Below are 16,084 nucleotides of genomic sequence, written 5' to 3'. Positions count from 1 at the left end.
CCTCTTAAGCCGCCGAGGCCGTGGTGTCGAGCCACACGGCCAGATCGGCCAGGGCACGGGCGGCCAGGGCCTTCTTCTTCGCAAGGGTCTTTTCCGCGCCCCGCAGGCGCTTGCCCCCCTCGCCCTTCGGCGCCTCCGTGAGCGGCGGGAACAGGCCGAAATTGACATTCATGGGCTGGAACGAGCGCGGACCCTCGCCTTCCGCTTCCAGATGGCCGCCGGTGATGTGGCCGAGCAGCGCTCCCAGCGCCGTGGTGGGGGGCGGCGGCACCAGGGCTTCGCCGTGTCGCTCGGCGGCGGCGAACCGGCCGGCGATGAGGCCGACGGCGGCGCTTTCCACATAGCCCTCGCAGCCGGTGATCTGCCCGGCGAAGCGCAGGCGCGGCTCCGCCTTCAGGCACAGGGTCTTATCCAGCAGGCGGGGGGAATTGAGATAGGTGTTGCGATGCAGCCCGCCCAGGCGGGCGAACTCGGCGCCCTCCAGCCCCGGAATGGTGCGGAAGATGCGCACCTGCTCGCCATGCTTCAGCTTCGTCTGGAAGCCCACCATATTATAAAGCGTGCCGAGCTTGTTATCCTGGCGCAGCTGCACCACCGCATAGGGCTTCACCCCTGGCGTGTGGGGGTTCGTCAGGCCCACGGGCTTCATGGGGCCGAAGCGCAGGGTCTCCCGGCCGCGCTCCGCCATCACCTCGATGGGCAGGCAGCCGTCGAAATAGGGGGTCTTCAGCTCGAAATCCCGCAGCGGCGCCTTTTCGCCGGCCAGCAGCGCATCGATGAAGGCGTTGTACTGCTCCTCGCTGAGGGGGCAGTTGATGTAGTCGGCGCCGGTGCCGCCTGGGCCCTCCTTGTCGTAGCGCGACTGGAACCAGGCTTTGTCCATGTCGATGCTGTCGAAATGGATAATGGGGGCGATGGCGTCGAAGAAGGCGAGGGCATTCTCGCCGGTCTTCTCCAGCACCGCTGCCGCGAGATCCGCGGAGGTCAGGGGGCCGGTGGCGATGATGACCTTGTCCCACTCCGCCGGCGGCAGGGTGGCGATCTCTTCCCGCCGAATCTCGATGAGCGGGTGCTCGGCGAGTGCGCGGGTGACGGCCTGGGAGAAGCCGTCGCGGTCCACCGCCAGCGCGCCGCCGGCCGGAACCTGGTGGGCGTCCGCCGCCGAAAGAATGAGTGAGCCGGCGCGCCGCATTTCCGCATGGAGAACGCCCACGGCGTTGCCCTGCGCGTCATCGGAACGGAAGGAGTTGGAGCAGACCAGCTCGGCGCACCCATCGGTCTGGTGTGCCTCGGTGGAGCGCACGGGGCGCATCTCGTGCACCACCACGGGAACGCCCCGCTGGGCCAGCTGCCAGGCGGCTTCGGACCCGGCGAGCCCGGCGCCGATCACGTGAACGGCTTCCATGCGCGTCTTCTCCTTCTGCGTGGCTGGACGGGAGCGCATGCCATTCCGTTGCGGAATAACCGTCGTAGCGGAGGCGCGCAGACCGGCGTGTGTGCCACAGGCATCAACGAGCGTTCAAGCCCGATGGTGGCGCACGGGGCCGCTTTACCCCGTGTTCGTTCCGCGCACGGCAGGTCGCCGGAAACGAAAATGGCCCCGGAGGGGGCCATTTTGGACAGTTCGCAAGGACGTTGCGCCGGATCAGGCCGCGCGCAGGGCCGCTTCGCGAGCAAGCGAGCGAATTTCGCTGCGCGACACATTGATGTCCGCCAAGCTGCGATCATCGAGCTCGGACAGCTCGCTCACGGTGCGGTTGTACACCTGCCAACGGCGGATCTGGCGCGCGAGAAGGCCCCAGAGAAACATGATTCAACTCCTTGACGCTTTTGAAGGGGGCGCTGCGGAGCGCGCCCGTTGTTGACGCCAAGATAGGTGGAGCCGCCGCCGGGTAAAATGGGGGTATGTGCATTGCAGCATTGCGTAACTCACATGCAGTCTCCGCCCGTTCTCGCAGAGGGTGAGCCTCGTTTTTTCAATGAGTTGCAGATACATGCGGCTGAAAAATGTGCGTAGTGCCTGTCGTGTAGGCAGTGTGCGGGTGGCTGCTATGGCCGCCTCCGCCGTGACCGGCGCATGACGCCCGGCATGGGGCGCCGCGGCTATGGTGTGTTGCGCTCAGGGCTTCTGCTGGTTGCGGGCGTGAGGTCAGGGAGGCGCTATTACGGGTGCGACGGGGGCTCCGACGGGGCATAAGGGCGGGCGGCCGCCGCCTCGGGGAGCGCATTCGAATCCGGATGGCCCGCGGCAGGCGGGGCACTGGCGTGGTCATCATCTCCTGAGATGGCTGAGCGCTGATACTGTCTGCCAGTGGGGCGAATAGTTGCCCCGGTACAGTGGCAACGGATCTGCGACGGCCCTGAAATCGTCCCGGCTGTCCGGAGGCGCGCAGGGCGGCCGTTGTGCTGGGCAGCACCTTCGATGAACCCGCGGTTTGCGGCCAGATTGACTGACATCGGCTGGGGCGCCGGTCAAAAGGTCACTCACGCGGATGCCTCAGGAGTGACGTCGAGGAGCCTAATCCCGACGTCCACCCTCTGAAGACTCAAGCACTGGCGCGCGGGCCGAGAGGCGACAGTCTCCGAAATCGTTGGTCGAAGCCTTTGCCCTGCTGGCCGCCCGCCGTGCCTTTGGGCAAACCCGATCCTCCCTCCGGTTCGGGCATGCCCATCGGACCGACCGCGCCCGCGAGCGAACTGGCATAGCGCTCGCGCGAGGCAATTCCGCCAGTCCCGGGGGGCGCTGATTCCGTGGGCCGGAAAATGCTCCAGCTGCCCGCTGTACTTTTGCCTCCGGCCGCTCACATTTCTGGGCGGTCTGCTCTTTCTGCGCCCGGGTGACGCGCATCACCCCTGGGCCAGATTGGCGCGCTGCGCGTAATCCCGATCAACGCCTATCACGCCGTCGAGGATGAACATCTCTCGCCGCAGGGCCCACCTCAAGGCGTACGACGCACGCGCCGCCGAGGTCCGCGCGCCTTGGGCGGGCTGGCCTCCACGTCTTCGAGGGGCGCCGGCGCGTCCTCCTCGATGGCCTCATCCGCTCTTGGAGCTGTGCCCTTTTCCTTTAAGGCCTTATCACCCTTGGCCTTTCCGGTCGCCTTTCCGGTATCCGGATTGGGGCGGCGGGCCAGCACTTCAGCCAGGAAATGCCCGGTATGGGAGCGCGGGTTGGCGGCCACCGCTTCGGGCGTGCCCGCCGCCACGATCTCCCCGCCGCCATCGCCACCCTCAGGCCCCAGATCGATGACCCAGTCGGCGGTCTTGATGACTTCGAGGTTGTGCTCGATCACCACTACGGTGTTGCCCTGCTCGACCAGCTCGTGCAGCACCTCCAGCAGCTTCTTCACATCGTGAAAATGCAGGCCGGTGGTGGGCTCGTCCAGAATATAGAGCGTGCGCCCCGTCGCCCGGCGCGACAGCTCCTTGGAGAGCTTCACCCGCTGCGCCTCGCCACCGGAAAGGGTGGTCGCCTGCTGGCCAACCTTGACATAATCAAGCCCGACGCGTTCCAGCGTCTCCAGTTTTTCGCGGACCGACGGTACTGCCTTGAAAAACTGCGCCCCCTCTTCCACCGTCATGTCGAGAACATCGGCGATGGACTTGTTCCTGAATGTCACCTCAAGCGTTTCGCGATTATAGCGTTTGCCCTTGCAAACATCGCAGGTGACATAAACATCCGGCAGGAAGTGCATCTCGATCTTGATAACACCGTCGCCCTGGCAGGCCTCGCAGCGCCCCCCCTTCACGTTGAACGAGAAGCGCCCCGCCCCATAGCCTCGTGCCTTGGCCTCCGGCAGGCCGGCGAACCACTCGCGGATGGGCGTGAAGGCACCGGTATAGGTCGCCGGGTTCGAGCGCGGCGTCCGCCCGATGGGCGACTGATCAATGTCGATGACCTTATCGAGGTGCTCCAGCCCTTCCAGTCGGTCGAACGGGGCCGGCGCCTCGCTGGCGCCGTTGAGCCGGCGGGCCACGGCCTTGTAGAGCGTTTCCAGCAGCAAAGTGGACTTACCGCCACCCGATACCCCGGTGATGGCCGTGAACAGGCCCAGCGGAATTTCCGCCGTGACATTCTTCAGGTTGTTACCCCGCGCGCCCACCAGGCGCAGCATGCGCTTAGGATTGGGTGCGCGCCGCGCGGGCACCCCCACGCTCAGCGCGCCGGAGAGATAGCGCCCCGTGAGCGAAGCCGGATCGGCAAGGATTTCCGCGGGCGTTCCCTGCGCCACGATCCGCCCGCCATGAATGCCTGCTCCGGGGCCGACATCGACCACATAATCGGCTGCAAGAATTGCATCCTCGTCATGCTCCACCACGATCACCGTGTTGCCGAGATCGCGCAGGTGCTTCAGCGTGTCGAGCAGGCGCGCGTTGTCGCGCTGGTGCAGGCCGATGGAGGGTTCGTCGAGCACGTAGAGCACGCCCGTGAGGCCGGATCCGATCTGCGAGGCGAGGCGGATGCGCTGGCTTTCTCCGCCCGACAGGGTCCCCGATGAGCGCGCAAGCGTGAGGTATTCCAGTCCGACATCCAGCAGAAAGCTGAGCCGCTCGCGGATCTCCTTCAAAATGCGTCCGGCAATCTCGTTCTGCTTGTGCGTGAGTTGTGCCGGCAGTGCCTCGAACCACCGGGCCGCAGCCTTCACGGAGAGCTCGCCCACCTCGCCGATATGCTTGCCGGCAACCTTCACCGCGAGCGCCTCGGGTTTCAGCCGGTAACCGCCACAGGCCGAGCAGGGAACCGTAGAGAAATACTTGGAAATTTCCTCGCGGGCCCAGTCGCTGTCCGTCTCCTTCCAGCGCCGCTCCAGGTTGCGCACCACGCCTTCGAAGGCCTTCTCGGTGTCGTAGGCCCGCATTCCGTCATTATAAGAAAAGACGATCTTCTCTCCGTCCGAGCCGTAGAGCAGGACGTCACGCGCTTTCTCGGGGAGATCGCACCACGGAACCGAAAGATTGAAATGGTAATGCTTGGCGAGGGCGTCCAGCGTCTGCCCGTAATAGGGGGACGTCGACTTCGCCCACGGCGCGATAGCTCCCTGTTTCAGAGAGCGCATCCTGTCCGGCACCACGAGATCGGCGTCGATGGTCTGCTCAACGCCCAGCCCATCGCAGGCCGGGCACGCGCCGAACGGATTGTTGAAGGAGAAAAGCCGAGGCTCGATTTCCGGAATGGTGAAGCCCGAGACGGGGCAGGCGAATTTCTCGGAGAACAGAATGCGCCGCGGCGCACCCGCCTCATCCTTTTCATCCGCGAATTCCGCCACTGCAATTCCATCGGCCAGCCCGAGAGCGGTCTCGAAACTGTCTGCAAGCCGCTGTGCGAGATCCGGGCGGACGACGATCCGATCGACCACGACGTCGATGTCGTGCTTGAACTTCTTGTCTAGCGCGGGCGCGTCCGCGATTTCATGGAAGGTGCCGTCGATCTTGACGCGCTGGAAGCCCTTTTTCATCCAATCGGCAAGTTCCTTGCGGTACTCGCCCTTGCGTCCGCGGACGACCGGCGCGAGCAGGAACAGTCGTGCGCCCTCGGGCAAGGCGAGCACGCGGTCCACCATCTGCGAAACCGTCTGACTCTCAATGGGCAGTCCGGTCGCCGGCGAGTAGGGAACGCCCGTGCGCGCCCACAGCAAACGCATGTAATCGTAGATTTCAGTCACCGTACCCACAGTGGAGCGCGGATTCTTGGAGGTGGTCTTCTGCTCGATGGAGATCGCCGGCGACAGGCCATCAATCTGGTCCACGTCCGGCTTTTGCATCATCTCCAGAAACTGGCGCGCATAAGCGGAGAGGCTCTCCACATACCGCCGCTGCCCTTCCGCATAGATGGTATCAAAGGCGAGAGAGCTCTTGCCGGAACCGGACAGGCCGGTGAAAACCACCAGCGCATCGCGTGGAACTTCCAAGTCCACGTTTTTCAGATTGTGCTCGCGCGCACCCCGGACGGACAAGGCGCGGGCGTCGCGCCGCTGGGCCGGCTGCCCACTGGTTTTCGAAGCAGGCGTGGCAAGCGGGGCGGAGCCCCTGGGGGGAAAGGCGCGATCCGACATGAAATCCAACCCGCGCGGCTTTGACGCCGGCGCGACACATTTGGGGTAGGGAGGCTGCCGCCTCTTGCAGCAGGGAAGTGCAAGCGCGGGAAGGCGGCATGATGGCGAAAGATGCCCATGCTTTCCAGTCCCCGCCATGCATAGCGCTTAGGATGCGCCAAGGCCGCACTTGGAGGCATCCGGCTTCGTTGCATCTAAGTCCGGAGTACGGTCCCGTCGCTTCCGCGTCATCGTCGCGCGCCCTAAATCCCGAATATCACCATGAATAGAACATACCGAGAACCTTGCGGCGGCGCGAGTCAAAATCCGGGAGGCTTTCGAAAAAAAACGCCTTGCTCCTGCGCATGGCGGAGGCTAGAACATAAGTGGAACACCTGGGCCGCTGGGTGTGCGGTCTCGCCGTCCCTGGCGGACTTTGCGGTGGACAACGCCGCGAGGGGTTCGCATGTGTCCGCGCTGCGGATAGGGTGCGCGGCATTGAACGCCCCGAGGGGCGGTGCGCGAAATGGGGAGGCGGGTGATGGCCGGCAGCGTCAATAAGGTGATCCTGATCGGCAATCTGGGACGCGATCCCGAGATCCGCTCATTCCAGAGCGGCGGGCGTGTCTGCAATCTGCGCATTGCGACGTCGGAGAGCTGGCGCGACAAGGCAAGCGGCGAGCGTCGGGACCGGACGGAATGGCACACGGTCGCGATTTACAACGAAAATCTCATCAACGTGGCCGAACGTTTTTTGAAGAAGGGCTCGAAGGTCTATCTCGAAGGGCAGCTCGAGACCCGGAAATATGAGAAGGACGGACGCGAAGTCTATGTGACTGAGGTCACCTTGCGTCCGTTCCGCGGGGAGCTGACTTTGCTCGACGGTCGGTCTGGCGGGGAGGCAAGCGAGGATTTCGGCGGCGGCTCCGATTTCGGATCGCAGAGCCCGATGGGAGGCGGCTATAGCGGCGGTGGCTATGGTGGCGGTTCCAGTGGTGGCCGTAGGTCGGGTGGCTCCGCGGGCGGGGCGAGTGGCGGCGGGCGTCCGTCCAACGACCTGGATGATGAGATTCCCTTCTGAGGATCGGTGCGGAGGCGCGAGGCCGTGCGGCTGGGGAGGCGGGTGCGCCTTGGACTTCGCGTTGCGGCGGAAGCATTGGCGGGACGTGGCGTCGGAACGGGTCGGTGCTTGTCACTTGCCCCATGAGGATGGATGTCGCCGGAGGGGTCGATCCGGACTCTGTGTCCACGGCGTCAGGCCGGTTTCGACGCAAAACCGCCGGAATGTTTGGTCGTGGCGCGGCACTTCCCATCTAAGGCGTTGATTTTCAATATATAAAAATCATTGTCTCTGGGGGGTTTTGCTGGCGTTGGGGCGATGAATCGGCTAAAAGTCGATCGTTCCAATCACGATGAGAGTGTCGACTTTTGGCCGATCCCGAGACGCCGAAGCCCGGCAGCGAGCCGCCTTCGGATATCACGCCGGTTTCCATTACCGAGGAACTCTCGCGCTCCTATCTCGATTACGCGATGAGCGTGATCGTCGCCCGTGCTTTGCCCGACGTGCGCGATGGTCTGAAGCCGGTGCATCGCCGCATCCTGTTCTCGATGCACGAGAATGGCTACGAGTGGAACAAGCAATACCGTAAGTCTGCCCGCGTGGTGGGTGATGTGATCGGTAAGTATCACCCGCACGGTGATCAGTCGGTCTATGATGCGTTGGTGCGCATGGCTCAGGATTTCGCCATGCGGGTGCCGCTGGTGGATGGTCAGGGTAATTTCGGCTCGGTCGACGGCGATGCACCGGCGGCGATGCGCTATACCGAGGTGCGGCTCGAGAAGATTACGAACACTCTGCTGGACGATCTCGACAAAGACACCGTCGATTTCCAGGGGAACTACGACAATACGGAGCACGAGCCGTGTGTTCTTCCTGCCAAGTTCCCGAACCTTCTGGTGAACGGCGCCGGCGGCATCGCGGTGGGCATGGCCACCAATATCCCGCCTCACAATCTCGGCGAAGTCATCGACGCGACGGTTGCGCTTATCGATGATCCGTCCCTGGAGCCCGAGGCGCTGCTGGAGCTGCTGCCGGGGCCGGACTTCCCCACGGGCGGACTTATCCTGGGTCGTACGGGTATTCGCCAAGCCTATCTCACCGGCCGCGGCTCGATCCTGATGCGGGCGAAGGTGGCGATTGAGAGCCTGCGCAAGGACCGCGAGGCGTTGATCGTCACTGAGATTCCGTACCAGGTGAATAAGGCGACGATGATCGAGAAGATCGCGGAGCTGGTGCGGGACAAGCGGGTGGAGGGCATCTCCGAGATCCGCGACGAGAGCGACCGCGACGGCCTGCGTGTGGTCATCGAGATCAAGCGCGACGCCCAGGCGGACGTGGTGCTCAACAACCTGTACCGTCAGACCCTGCTGCAGACGTCGTTTGGCGTGAACATGGTTGCGCTTTCCGGTGGCAAGCCGGGGGTGCTGACACTCCATGACACGCTGACCGCCTTTGTCGCCTTCCGCGAGGAGGTGGTGCGGCGGCGGACCAAGTTCCTGCTGCGCAAGGCGCGTGATCGCGCCCATGTGCTCGTGGGCCTGGCGATCGCCGTTGCGAACATCGACGAGGTCATCCGCCTCATCCGTACGGCGCCCGATCCGGCGAGTGCGCGCGAAGCCCTGATGGTGCGCGACTGGCCCGCCAAGGACATGGCGCCGCTGATCGCGCTGATCGCCGATCCGCGCCACAAGCTGAATGAGGATGGGACGTACCGGCTCTCTTTGGAGCAGGCACGGGCTATCCTGGATCTGCGCCTGCAGCGGCTCACCGCGCTGGGGCGGGATGAGATCGCGGAGGAGCTGGACAAGCTGGCGGCAGAGATCGCCGATTATCTCGACATTCTGGCGAGCCGTTCGCGCATGCGCGGCATCATTCGTGACGAGCTGCTGGCCATCAAGGCTGAGTTTGGCACGCCCCGGCGCACCGAGATCGTGGAAGGCTTCGGCGATCTTGATGATGAAGACCTGATTCAGCGCGAGGAGATGGTGGTCACCGTCTCCCACGCCGGCTACATCAAGCGGGTGCCGCTCAGCACCTACCGGGCGCAGCGGCGTGGCGGCAAGGGCCGTTCGGCCATGCAGACGCGGGACGAGGATTTCGTTACCCGCCTGTTCGTCGCATCCACCCATGCGCCGGTTCTGTTCTTCTCGTCCAAGGGGCAGGTGTACAAGCTGAAGGTGTGGCGCCTGCCGGCGGCGGCGCCGCAGGGGCGCGGCAAGGCACTAGTCAACATCCTCCCGCTCGAATCCGATGAGCGGATCACCTCGGTGGTGCTGCTGCCTGAGGACGAGGCGGAGAATGCGCGCCTGCAGATCATGTTCGCCACCACCTCCGGGACGGTGCGCCGGAACGCGCTTTCGGATTTCGCGCAGGTCAACCGCAACGGCAAGATCGCCATGAAGCTGGGCGAGGGCGAGGCCATAGCCGATGTGGGGCTGTGCACGGAAGACGATGACGTGCTGCTGACCACGGCGGGCGGAGCCTGCATTCGCTTCCCTGTGACGGACGTGCGCGTGTTCAAGGGGCGCGACAGCGTCGGCGTGCGCGGCATTCGCCTGGAGGATGACGACACCATCATTTCCATGGCCATCATCCGCCATGTGGAGGCGAGTGCCGAGGAGCGCTTGGCCTATATCAAGATGCGCCGGGCTCTGCGCGGCGAGGCCGGCGATGCGGCCGAGACTGACATGGACGAGGACGGAAGCAGCGTCGGGCAGCTGGGCCAGGACCGGTATGTGGAGATGAGCGAGGCGGAGCAGTTCATCCTGACGGTGTCGGAGAACGGCTACGGCAAGCGCACGTCTTCCTTCGAGTATCGGGTGACCGGCCGCGGTGGCAAGGGCATCGTCGCCATGGCGGTGAACGAGCGCAACGGCCGGTTGGTGGCATCCTTCCCGGTCGAGGATCCGGACCAGATCATGCTGGTCACCGATGGCGGCCAGTTGATCCGGTGCCCGGTGGATGGCATCCGCATCGTTGGGCGCGCCAGCCAGGGCGTCATCGTCTTCAACACGGCGGATGGCGAGCGCGTGGTTTCGGTGGAGCACATCAGCGAGGATACCGCCGGCGACGATGTCGCGGACGATGCTGGCGACGACGAGAGCGGGGCGCAGGAGGAATGATTCCGCTGGAGAGCTTGGCCTTGTTCGTGCTCGCGTGCGTTGCCCTTGCGGCGACGCCCGGGCCGAATGTGGCTCTCATCGTCGGAACCAGCCTGAGATACGGCAGTCGGGCGGGCATCCTGACCGCCGCTGGCGTCAATGTCGGGCTGGTGGCCCAACTGGCGGTGGTGGCGGCGGGGCTCGCGTACCTGGTTGAAGCCTTCTCCCATCATTTCGACTTGGTTCGCTATGTGGGGGCGGGTTATCTGGTGTGGCTGGCCATCCGTCAGTGGCGCAGCGCGGGGGCCGGGCCGGCGACGTCGGCCCCATCCGCCCATGCCGCGTTCGGGCGTGGACTGGCGGTGGCGTTTGCCAATCCCAAGACGCTTTTGTTCCATGCGGCGTTCCTGCCGCAGTTTGTGACGGATACAGAGCAGCCGCTGGCGCAGATCGCGGTGCTGGCTTTCGTTTTTGCGGCGGTGGCCCTGGTCGGCGACGTGCTGTGGGCGCTGGCTGCGGATCGCGCTCGTGCTGCCCTTTCTGGCCGCTTCGCGCAGATCGCGGATCGGGTGTCGGCCGGCATTCTGGTGGGCGGCGCAGCTGTGCTGCTGGCGGCCGGGCGCCGTTAGAGCTCTTCGAGCGAAGTGGACGCGGCTTCGCGCGAGGAAGGTGCGTTAATCAATAAAATGAAGGATTTTCCCGTTCGCGGATGAGGGGGGAATGATCCGGATTGCCGACGCCTGCACACGCTGGATGCCGGTCGAAGTCGCGCGTGATGGGCCTGAGAACATCGTGCGGCTCCAGGTTAGCGGGGCATGTTCCTGGACAACGATTGGCCGGCTCCTCTCCGCGATCTAGCTTTGCGTTGCTTTGAAGCACCGTCGTTTTTAGCGCGGAAGGCGTTGCCGCGCCGTGGCGCGTGATGAGGCAGGGTGGCCGCTTTGGTTCAGGCCCGATCGACTTCAGCGCGTGTGGCGCAGCCGATATGCCACCGCCGCCGTATTCCTCATGGGGCGGCGTCCTCTCCCGTTTGCTGGGGAGAGGTCGAGGGCAAAACGCTGGGAAGGTGGCCCCGTCGGCGAGGCGAAGGGCAACGCCCCGAACATCTCAAAAGTCTTGACGCTCCTGTCGCTGCACACTGCGGCGGTTCCGGCCCAGGCCGTTCCGGCACAGGCGGTCCTGCCCCCTCTTTCACTCTGCTCCGCAGGCGGGAGAGGGAACGAGCCCCCGCAAACCGTGCGTCTTAAATGTCGATCGGACATAGAGCGGCCAGGATGGGCAACGTCAGAGGGTGAGACCGGGGTGGAGAACGGTTGCCACCCCAGTTGTCTCCGGAGAGTCTTCCGCCTGTGTTGACCAGAGCGAGACCTCATCGCGCCCCCAATACAGCCGGTGAGGCGTGTCGCGCGCCCTGCGCATGGTCGGGCGACTGCCGGTCGCGAGGAGCATTGCGCGGCTCGGCGGGCGGCCCAACACGTCGGTGTGGTGATGGGGAGCGTGCGTGGCGCCGCGGGACCTGCGCGGAGGGGGATTGACGGGCTTGAGGGCGCGGCTCGGTCCGGGGCGAGCTTTTGCGGGATGAGGGGCCGTGTGGTCGAGAGGGGCACAACCCGTTGCAGGCGGCCGATGTGCGGCCGAGGTCCTTTGCAGCGGATGGGTCATGATCGGGCTCAACAATGAGCGGCTGGCGGGGTTTGACCGTCCGTGACAATCCAGGCCGTTGCGTGGCGGCGTTCGGCTGATGAATCGCCGCAGGGCGGCGTAGGCGGCGGAGGCAGGTCTGCTCCGGGATGGGTCTTGAAACGGGGTGCGAGCGCGGCGCGGCCAACGGCCCCGGTTGCGCTGGCCGGCGGGGGCGGCTAACCCTTCCGCAGCGAAGGTCACGCGCGGTCGACGCAGATCGTGGCCTCATCCGCAGGGCAGGAACAGGGGAGGGCGCATGAAGCCCCGTACGGCCATTTATGGCGGCTCGTTCGATCCGCTCACCAACGGCCATCTGGACGTGGTGCGCGCGGCATGCCGCCTGTCCGATCGGCTGGTGCTCGCCGTTGGCGTGCATCCCGGCAAGGCACCTCTTTTTTCGGCGGAAGAGCGCCTGGCCATGCTCACCGAGGTGTGCGCGCCGGTGGCGGCCGAGGAGAATGCCACCATCGAGGCGATCACCTTCGACGGGCTCATCGTCAATACCGCGCGGGATGTGGGGGCGAGCTTGCTTATCCGCGGGCTGCGTGATGGCACGGATCTCGACTATGAGATGCAGATGGCCGGCATGAATGCCGCCATGGCGCCGGCCATCCAAACCGTTTTCCTGCCGGCTTCCCCCTCGGTCCGCCCCATCACCGCCACGCTCGTGCGGCAAATCGCGGCCATGGGCGGGGATGTCTCCGCTTTCGTTCCGGCGCCGGTGCTGGAGCGCCTGAAGACGCGCTTCCGGCGCTGAGCTGCCATCGCGGATCCCGCTTTCGTTTCGCCCCCCGTGGGGGGCATTTCCGAGGAGAACCTCATGCTGCGAGCAATCGGCCGTGTCTGCGCCGGACTTCTCATCGCGCTCGCCTTCGCCCTGCCGGCGGCGGCCCAGCCGAAGAGCGACCCGCAGAACACGCTTTATCTCGACACCCCCTACGGCCGGGTGGTGATCGCGCTGCGGCCCGATCTCGCCCCCAAGCATGTGGAGCGCCTGAAGCAGCTCAGCCGCGAGGGCTTCTACAACAACGTTCCGTTCCACCGCGTCATTGACGGCTTCATGGCCCAGACCGGCGACGGCCAGTATGGCAACGGCACCGGCGGTTCCAAATATCCGAACCTTCCGGCGGAGTTTTCCAACGTGCCGTTCAAGCGCGGCGTTGTGGGCATGGCGCGCGCCTCCAGCCCCAACAGCGCGAACTCGCAGTTCTTCATCATGCTGGACGAAACCCCGAGCCTGAACGGCCAGTACACGGTCGTCGGCGAGGTGGTGTCGGGCATGCAGTATATCGACAAGATCAAGAAGGGCTCCGCCGCCGCGAATGGCACGGTGACCAATCCCGATCGCATCGTGAAGATGCAGGTGGCCGCCGACGTCAAGGACGCCAAGTGAGAGCATGAGCGCCTCTTCTCCGCCACGGCCCGCTTGGGCACGGGTGGCGGAGAATCGCTCGCGGCGCGCCGTTTCATGCTCTGAAAACGCGCCCACCTGTAGTGAAATCCCCGCGCGGCGGCCTCGCGCCCCCGCCACGCTCCGAAAGGACAATCCCATGAGTGAAGAGATCCTGGTCCTCGAGACCACCCAGGGGCCTGTGACCATCGCCCTCCGTCCCGATGCCGCCCCCGGCCACGTGGCCCGCATCAAGGAGCTGGTGTCCGAGGGCTTCTACAACGGCGTGCCGTTCCATCGCGTCATCGAGGGCTTCATGGCCCAGACCGGCGATCCCACCGGCACCGGCATGGGCGGCTCGGGCAAGAAGCTGAAGGCTGAGTTCAATGCCCTGCCGCACAAGCGCGGCACCGTTTCCATGGCCCGCGCCCAGAACCCCGATTCCGGCGACAGCCAGTTCTTCATCTGCTTCGCCGACGCCCGCTTCCTGGACGGCCAGTACACCGTGTGGGGCGAGGTGATCTCGGGCATGGAGAATGTGGATAAGATCAAGCGCGGCGAGCCGGTGAAGGATCCCGACAAGATCGTTTCCGCCAAGCTCGAGGCCAAGGCCTGATCGGCTTTCGTGGCCGAAACGAAAAGGGCGCCCGCAGGGGCGCCCTTTTTTGTTGGTCGCTCAGGCCTCGTCGTCGGGCTTGGGCGGCACGTAGGTCTGCACGGCCTTCAGGTAGGGCGGGCGCGGAATGGAGCTGTGGGCGGCGCGCAGGGCGGCCGACCAGCGTTCGCGCAGATCATGGAAGTAGGGCTCGCCGGGCTCGATGCGATATTTCAGCTCGGCCTGGAGCTTGTCGGGGCATACCACCAGAACGTCGATGGGCAGCCCCACGCCGAGATTCGAGCGCATGGTCGAATCCATGGAAATGAGGCTGGTCTTGAGCGCGTCCGCAATCTCCATCTCGTAGGTCACGGCGCGATCGAGCACGGGCTTGCCGTATTTATGCTCGCCGATCTGGAGGAAGGGCGTGTCCTGCGTGCACTCGATGAAGTTGCCGGCGGAATAGATCATATAGAGGCGCATGGGCCCGCCGGCGATCTGGCCGCCCAGCAGGAACGACACCTCGAAATTGATGGTGCTCGACTGCTCCATCACGAGGCCGTTCATGTGGTGCACCTGGCGGATGGCGCGGCCCACGAGCTGCGCCGCCTGGAACATGGTGCGCGCCTCGCGCAGCTGGTGGCGCTCGCCGGTTTCCGCGTCCTCCACACCCTCGTTCAGCAGGCTGATGACCGACTGGGTGACCGAGAGGTTGCCGGCGGAGGCGATGCCGATGACGTGGCGTCCCGGCTCCTCGAAGATCTGGAGCTTGCGGAAGGTGGAGATGTTGTCGAGTCCCGCATTGGTCCGGGTGTCGGCGATCAGCACCAGACCGTCGCGCACGAGAACTCCACAACAATACGTCATTTGCACCCCCTCATTGCGGGAGCGGCGACTATAGCGACGGCGCCTCCCGTCCCGCAACGTGGGGCAGAGGGAGAAATGGCATTCGGTTCAGGGGTGTGGCGTTCCTGCCAACGGTACCTTCGATCCGCGCGGAATCCGGGCCCCGGTCAGTCCTGTTCCGGCTCGCCGCCGCGGCGGAAGGGGCCAAGATCGGTCAGCACGGCCGCGTCCTCGGCCACATAGGTGCGCTCGTGCTCCAGATATTGCGCCACCGCAGCCCGCAGCCCCGGATGGGCGATGTAGTGGGCCGAATAGGTGGTGGTCGGCAGGTAGCCGCGGGCAAGCTTGTGCTCGCCCTGGGCCCCGGCTTCCACCACCTTGAGCCCGCGCGCGATGGCGAAGTCGATGGCCTGATGGTAGCAGACTTCGAAATGCAGGTAGGGATGCTCCTCGATGGCGCCCCAATAGCGCCCATACAGGGCTTCCGCCCCGATAAAGTTGAGCGCGCCGGCGATGTAGCGGCCCTGGCGCCTGGCCATCACCAACAGGATCTGATCGCCCAGCCGCTCGCCCGCCAGGGAGAAGAAGGCGCGGTTGAGATAAGGCGAGCCCCATTTGCGCGCGCCGGTATCCGTATAGAAGGCGAAGAAGGCATCCCAGGCGGCTTCGGTGATCTGCGCGCCCGTGAGCCATTCGATGGTGATGTTATCCGCCAGCGCCTCGCGCCGCTCCTTTTTCAGCGCCTTGCGCTTGCGGGAGGCGAGGGCGCCCAGGAAGTCGTCATAGCTGCCATAGCCGGCATTGGTCCAGTGGAACTGCCGGTCCGTGCGCTGCAGAAAGCCTTGCGCGGCAAGGCTTTGCCATTCCTCTTCCGTGGCGAAGGTAACATGGGCGGACGAGGCCTCGCGCAGCTGAACCAGCTGCTTCAGCCCGGCGGCCAGCGCCGGGCGGGCGGCGGGGTCGGCCGGATCGCGCAGCAGCAGGCGCCGGCCGGTGACCGGGGTGAAGGGCACAGCCACCTGGATCTTGGGATAATAGCTGCCGCCGGCGCGATGGTAGGCATCCGCCCAGCCCTGGTCGAAGACATATTCGCCGCGCGAATGGCCCTTCAGATAGGCCGGCGCCACGGCCGTCACTGTTCCATCGGCCCCCTCAAGCACCAGGTGCTGGGGCAGCCAGCCGGTCTTGGCGCTGACGCAGCCGGTCTCCTCCAAAGCGGAGAGAAAGGCGTGGCTGACCAAAGGCTCGGGCCGCGCCGCGCCGCCCGCGGCGCAGGCATCCCACTGGGCCGCCGGGATTTCGGACAAGGACGGGAGAATACGAATGCGGGCGTCGGGCATAAGGATACAGTGTGCACCGCAGCGCCGCCCTGAAAGC

At 65.2% G+C, this 16,084-nt stretch carries 11 protein-coding genes; 6 read left to right on the top strand and 5 right to left on the bottom strand.

From position 1 onward, the window contains the following. Positions 1 to 4 precede the first annotated feature (4 nt). The 3 genes from trmFO to uvrA all read right to left on the bottom strand — a co-directional run bounded on the left by trmFO (position 5) and on the right by uvrA (position 6,053). Positions 5 to 1,405 (bottom strand): methylenetetrahydrofolate--tRNA-(uracil(54)-C(5))-methyltransferase (FADH(2)-oxidizing) TrmFO, encoded by a 1,401-nt coding sequence (trmFO, locus tag V5F26_RS16135; RefSeq protein WP_394059330.1) that lies wholly within the window; start codon positions 1,403 to 1,405, stop codon positions 5 to 7. 240 nt (positions 1,406 to 1,645) lie between these two features. Continuing rightward, positions 1,646 to 1,810, bottom strand: coding sequence for a DUF1127 domain-containing protein (locus V5F26_RS16130; RefSeq protein WP_234050763.1), 165 nt, complete (start codon positions 1,808 to 1,810; stop codon positions 1,646 to 1,648). Positions 1,811 to 2,939: 1,129 nt separating this feature from the next. Further along, a complete protein-coding gene (gene uvrA, locus V5F26_RS16125) occupies positions 2,940 to 6,053 on the bottom strand; it encodes an excinuclease ABC subunit UvrA (protein ID WP_394946465.1) in 3,114 nt (1,037 codons plus the stop codon). Positions 6,054 to 6,573: 520 nt separating this feature from the next. On the opposite strand from uvrA, the gene ssb reads away from it, so the two are divergent. The 6 genes from ssb to V5F26_RS16095 all read left to right on the top strand — a co-directional run bounded on the left by ssb (position 6,574) and on the right by V5F26_RS16095 (position 13,882). Further along, a complete protein-coding gene (gene ssb / locus V5F26_RS16120; protein ID WP_394059334.1) occupies positions 6,574 to 7,113 on the top strand; it encodes a single-stranded DNA-binding protein in 540 nt (179 codons plus the stop codon). 347 nt (positions 7,114 to 7,460) lie between these two features. Then, the gene (gyrA, locus tag V5F26_RS16115; RefSeq protein WP_394946464.1) at positions 7,461 to 10,214 is read left to right on the top strand and encodes a DNA gyrase subunit A; all 2,754 of its coding nucleotides are present in this window, start codon (positions 7,461 to 7,463) and stop codon (positions 10,212 to 10,214) included. Next, positions 10,211 to 10,822: a LysE family translocator gene (locus V5F26_RS16110; protein WP_394946463.1), complete on the top strand. Its 612-nt coding sequence runs from the start codon at positions 10,211 to 10,213 to the stop codon at positions 10,820 to 10,822. The genes gyrA and V5F26_RS16110 overlap by 4 nt, the downstream gene beginning before the upstream one ends. 1,310 nt (positions 10,823 to 12,132) lie before the next feature. Beyond that, positions 12,133 to 12,633, top strand: a complete 501-nt coding sequence (gene coaD, locus V5F26_RS16105) for a pantetheine-phosphate adenylyltransferase (protein WP_394946462.1) — start codon at positions 12,133 to 12,135, stop codon at positions 12,631 to 12,633. 63 nt (positions 12,634 to 12,696) lie between these two features. Continuing rightward, positions 12,697 to 13,269 (top strand): peptidylprolyl isomerase, encoded by a 573-nt coding sequence (locus V5F26_RS16100; protein WP_394059342.1) that lies wholly within the window; start codon positions 12,697 to 12,699, stop codon positions 13,267 to 13,269. Between the two features lie 157 nt (positions 13,270 to 13,426). Beyond that, positions 13,427 to 13,882 carry a peptidylprolyl isomerase gene (locus tag V5F26_RS16095; protein WP_394059344.1) on the top strand — a complete coding sequence of 152 codons (456 nt, stop codon included), beginning with the start codon at positions 13,427 to 13,429 and terminating at the stop codon, positions 13,880 to 13,882. Between the two features lie 60 nt (positions 13,883 to 13,942). Here V5F26_RS16095 and V5F26_RS16090 read toward each other — a convergent pair whose 3' ends face one another. Beyond that, the gene (locus V5F26_RS16090; RefSeq protein ID WP_234050755.1) at positions 13,943 to 14,728 is read right to left on the bottom strand and encodes a proteasome-type protease; all 786 of its coding nucleotides are present in this window, start codon (positions 14,726 to 14,728) and stop codon (positions 13,943 to 13,945) included. Positions 14,729 to 14,874: 146 nt separating this feature from the next. Further along, positions 14,875 to 16,047 carry a GNAT family N-acetyltransferase gene (locus V5F26_RS16085; RefSeq protein ID WP_394946460.1) on the bottom strand — a complete coding sequence of 391 codons (1,173 nt, stop codon included), beginning with the start codon at positions 16,045 to 16,047 and terminating at the stop codon, positions 14,875 to 14,877. Between the last annotated feature and the right edge of the window lie 37 nt (positions 16,048 to 16,084).

It is taken from the genome of Xanthobacter variabilis (assembly GCF_043831965.2).
Taxonomy (GTDB): domain Bacteria; phylum Pseudomonadota; class Alphaproteobacteria; order Rhizobiales; family Xanthobacteraceae; genus Xanthobacter.
Note: the sequence above shows the minus strand (reverse complement) of the source record. Positions and strands in the feature narration are given on the sequence as shown.

Bases quoted from the DNA above. Each gene is read 5' to 3' on its own strand.
- trmFO (WP_394059330.1), bottom strand. From the start codon at position 1,405: ATGGAAGCCGTTCACGTGATCGGCGCCGGGCTCGCCGGGTCCGAAGCC.
- V5F26_RS16130 (WP_234050763.1), bottom strand. From the start codon at position 1,810: ATGTTTCTCTGGGGCCTTCTCGCGCGCCAGATCCGCCGTTGGCAGGTG.
- uvrA (WP_394946465.1), bottom strand. From the start codon at position 6,053: ATGTCGGATCGCGCCTTTCCCCCCAGGGGCTCCGCCCCGCTTGCCACG.
- ssb (WP_394059334.1), top strand. From the start codon at position 6,574: ATGGCCGGCAGCGTCAATAAGGTGATCCTGATCGGCAATCTGGGACGC.
- V5F26_RS16110 (WP_394946463.1), top strand. From the start codon at position 10,211: ATGATTCCGCTGGAGAGCTTGGCCTTGTTCGTGCTCGCGTGCGTTGCC.
- coaD (WP_394946462.1), top strand. From the start codon at position 12,133: ATGAAGCCCCGTACGGCCATTTATGGCGGCTCGTTCGATCCGCTCACC.
- V5F26_RS16100 (WP_394059342.1), top strand. From the start codon at position 12,697: ATGCTGCGAGCAATCGGCCGTGTCTGCGCCGGACTTCTCATCGCGCTC.
- V5F26_RS16095 (WP_394059344.1), top strand. From the start codon at position 13,427: ATGAGTGAAGAGATCCTGGTCCTCGAGACCACCCAGGGGCCTGTGACC.
- V5F26_RS16090 (WP_234050755.1), bottom strand. From the start codon at position 14,728: ATGACGTATTGTTGTGGAGTTCTCGTGCGCGACGGTCTGGTGCTGATC.
- V5F26_RS16085 (WP_394946460.1), bottom strand. From the start codon at position 16,047: ATGCCCGACGCCCGCATTCGTATTCTCCCGTCCTTGTCCGAAATCCCG.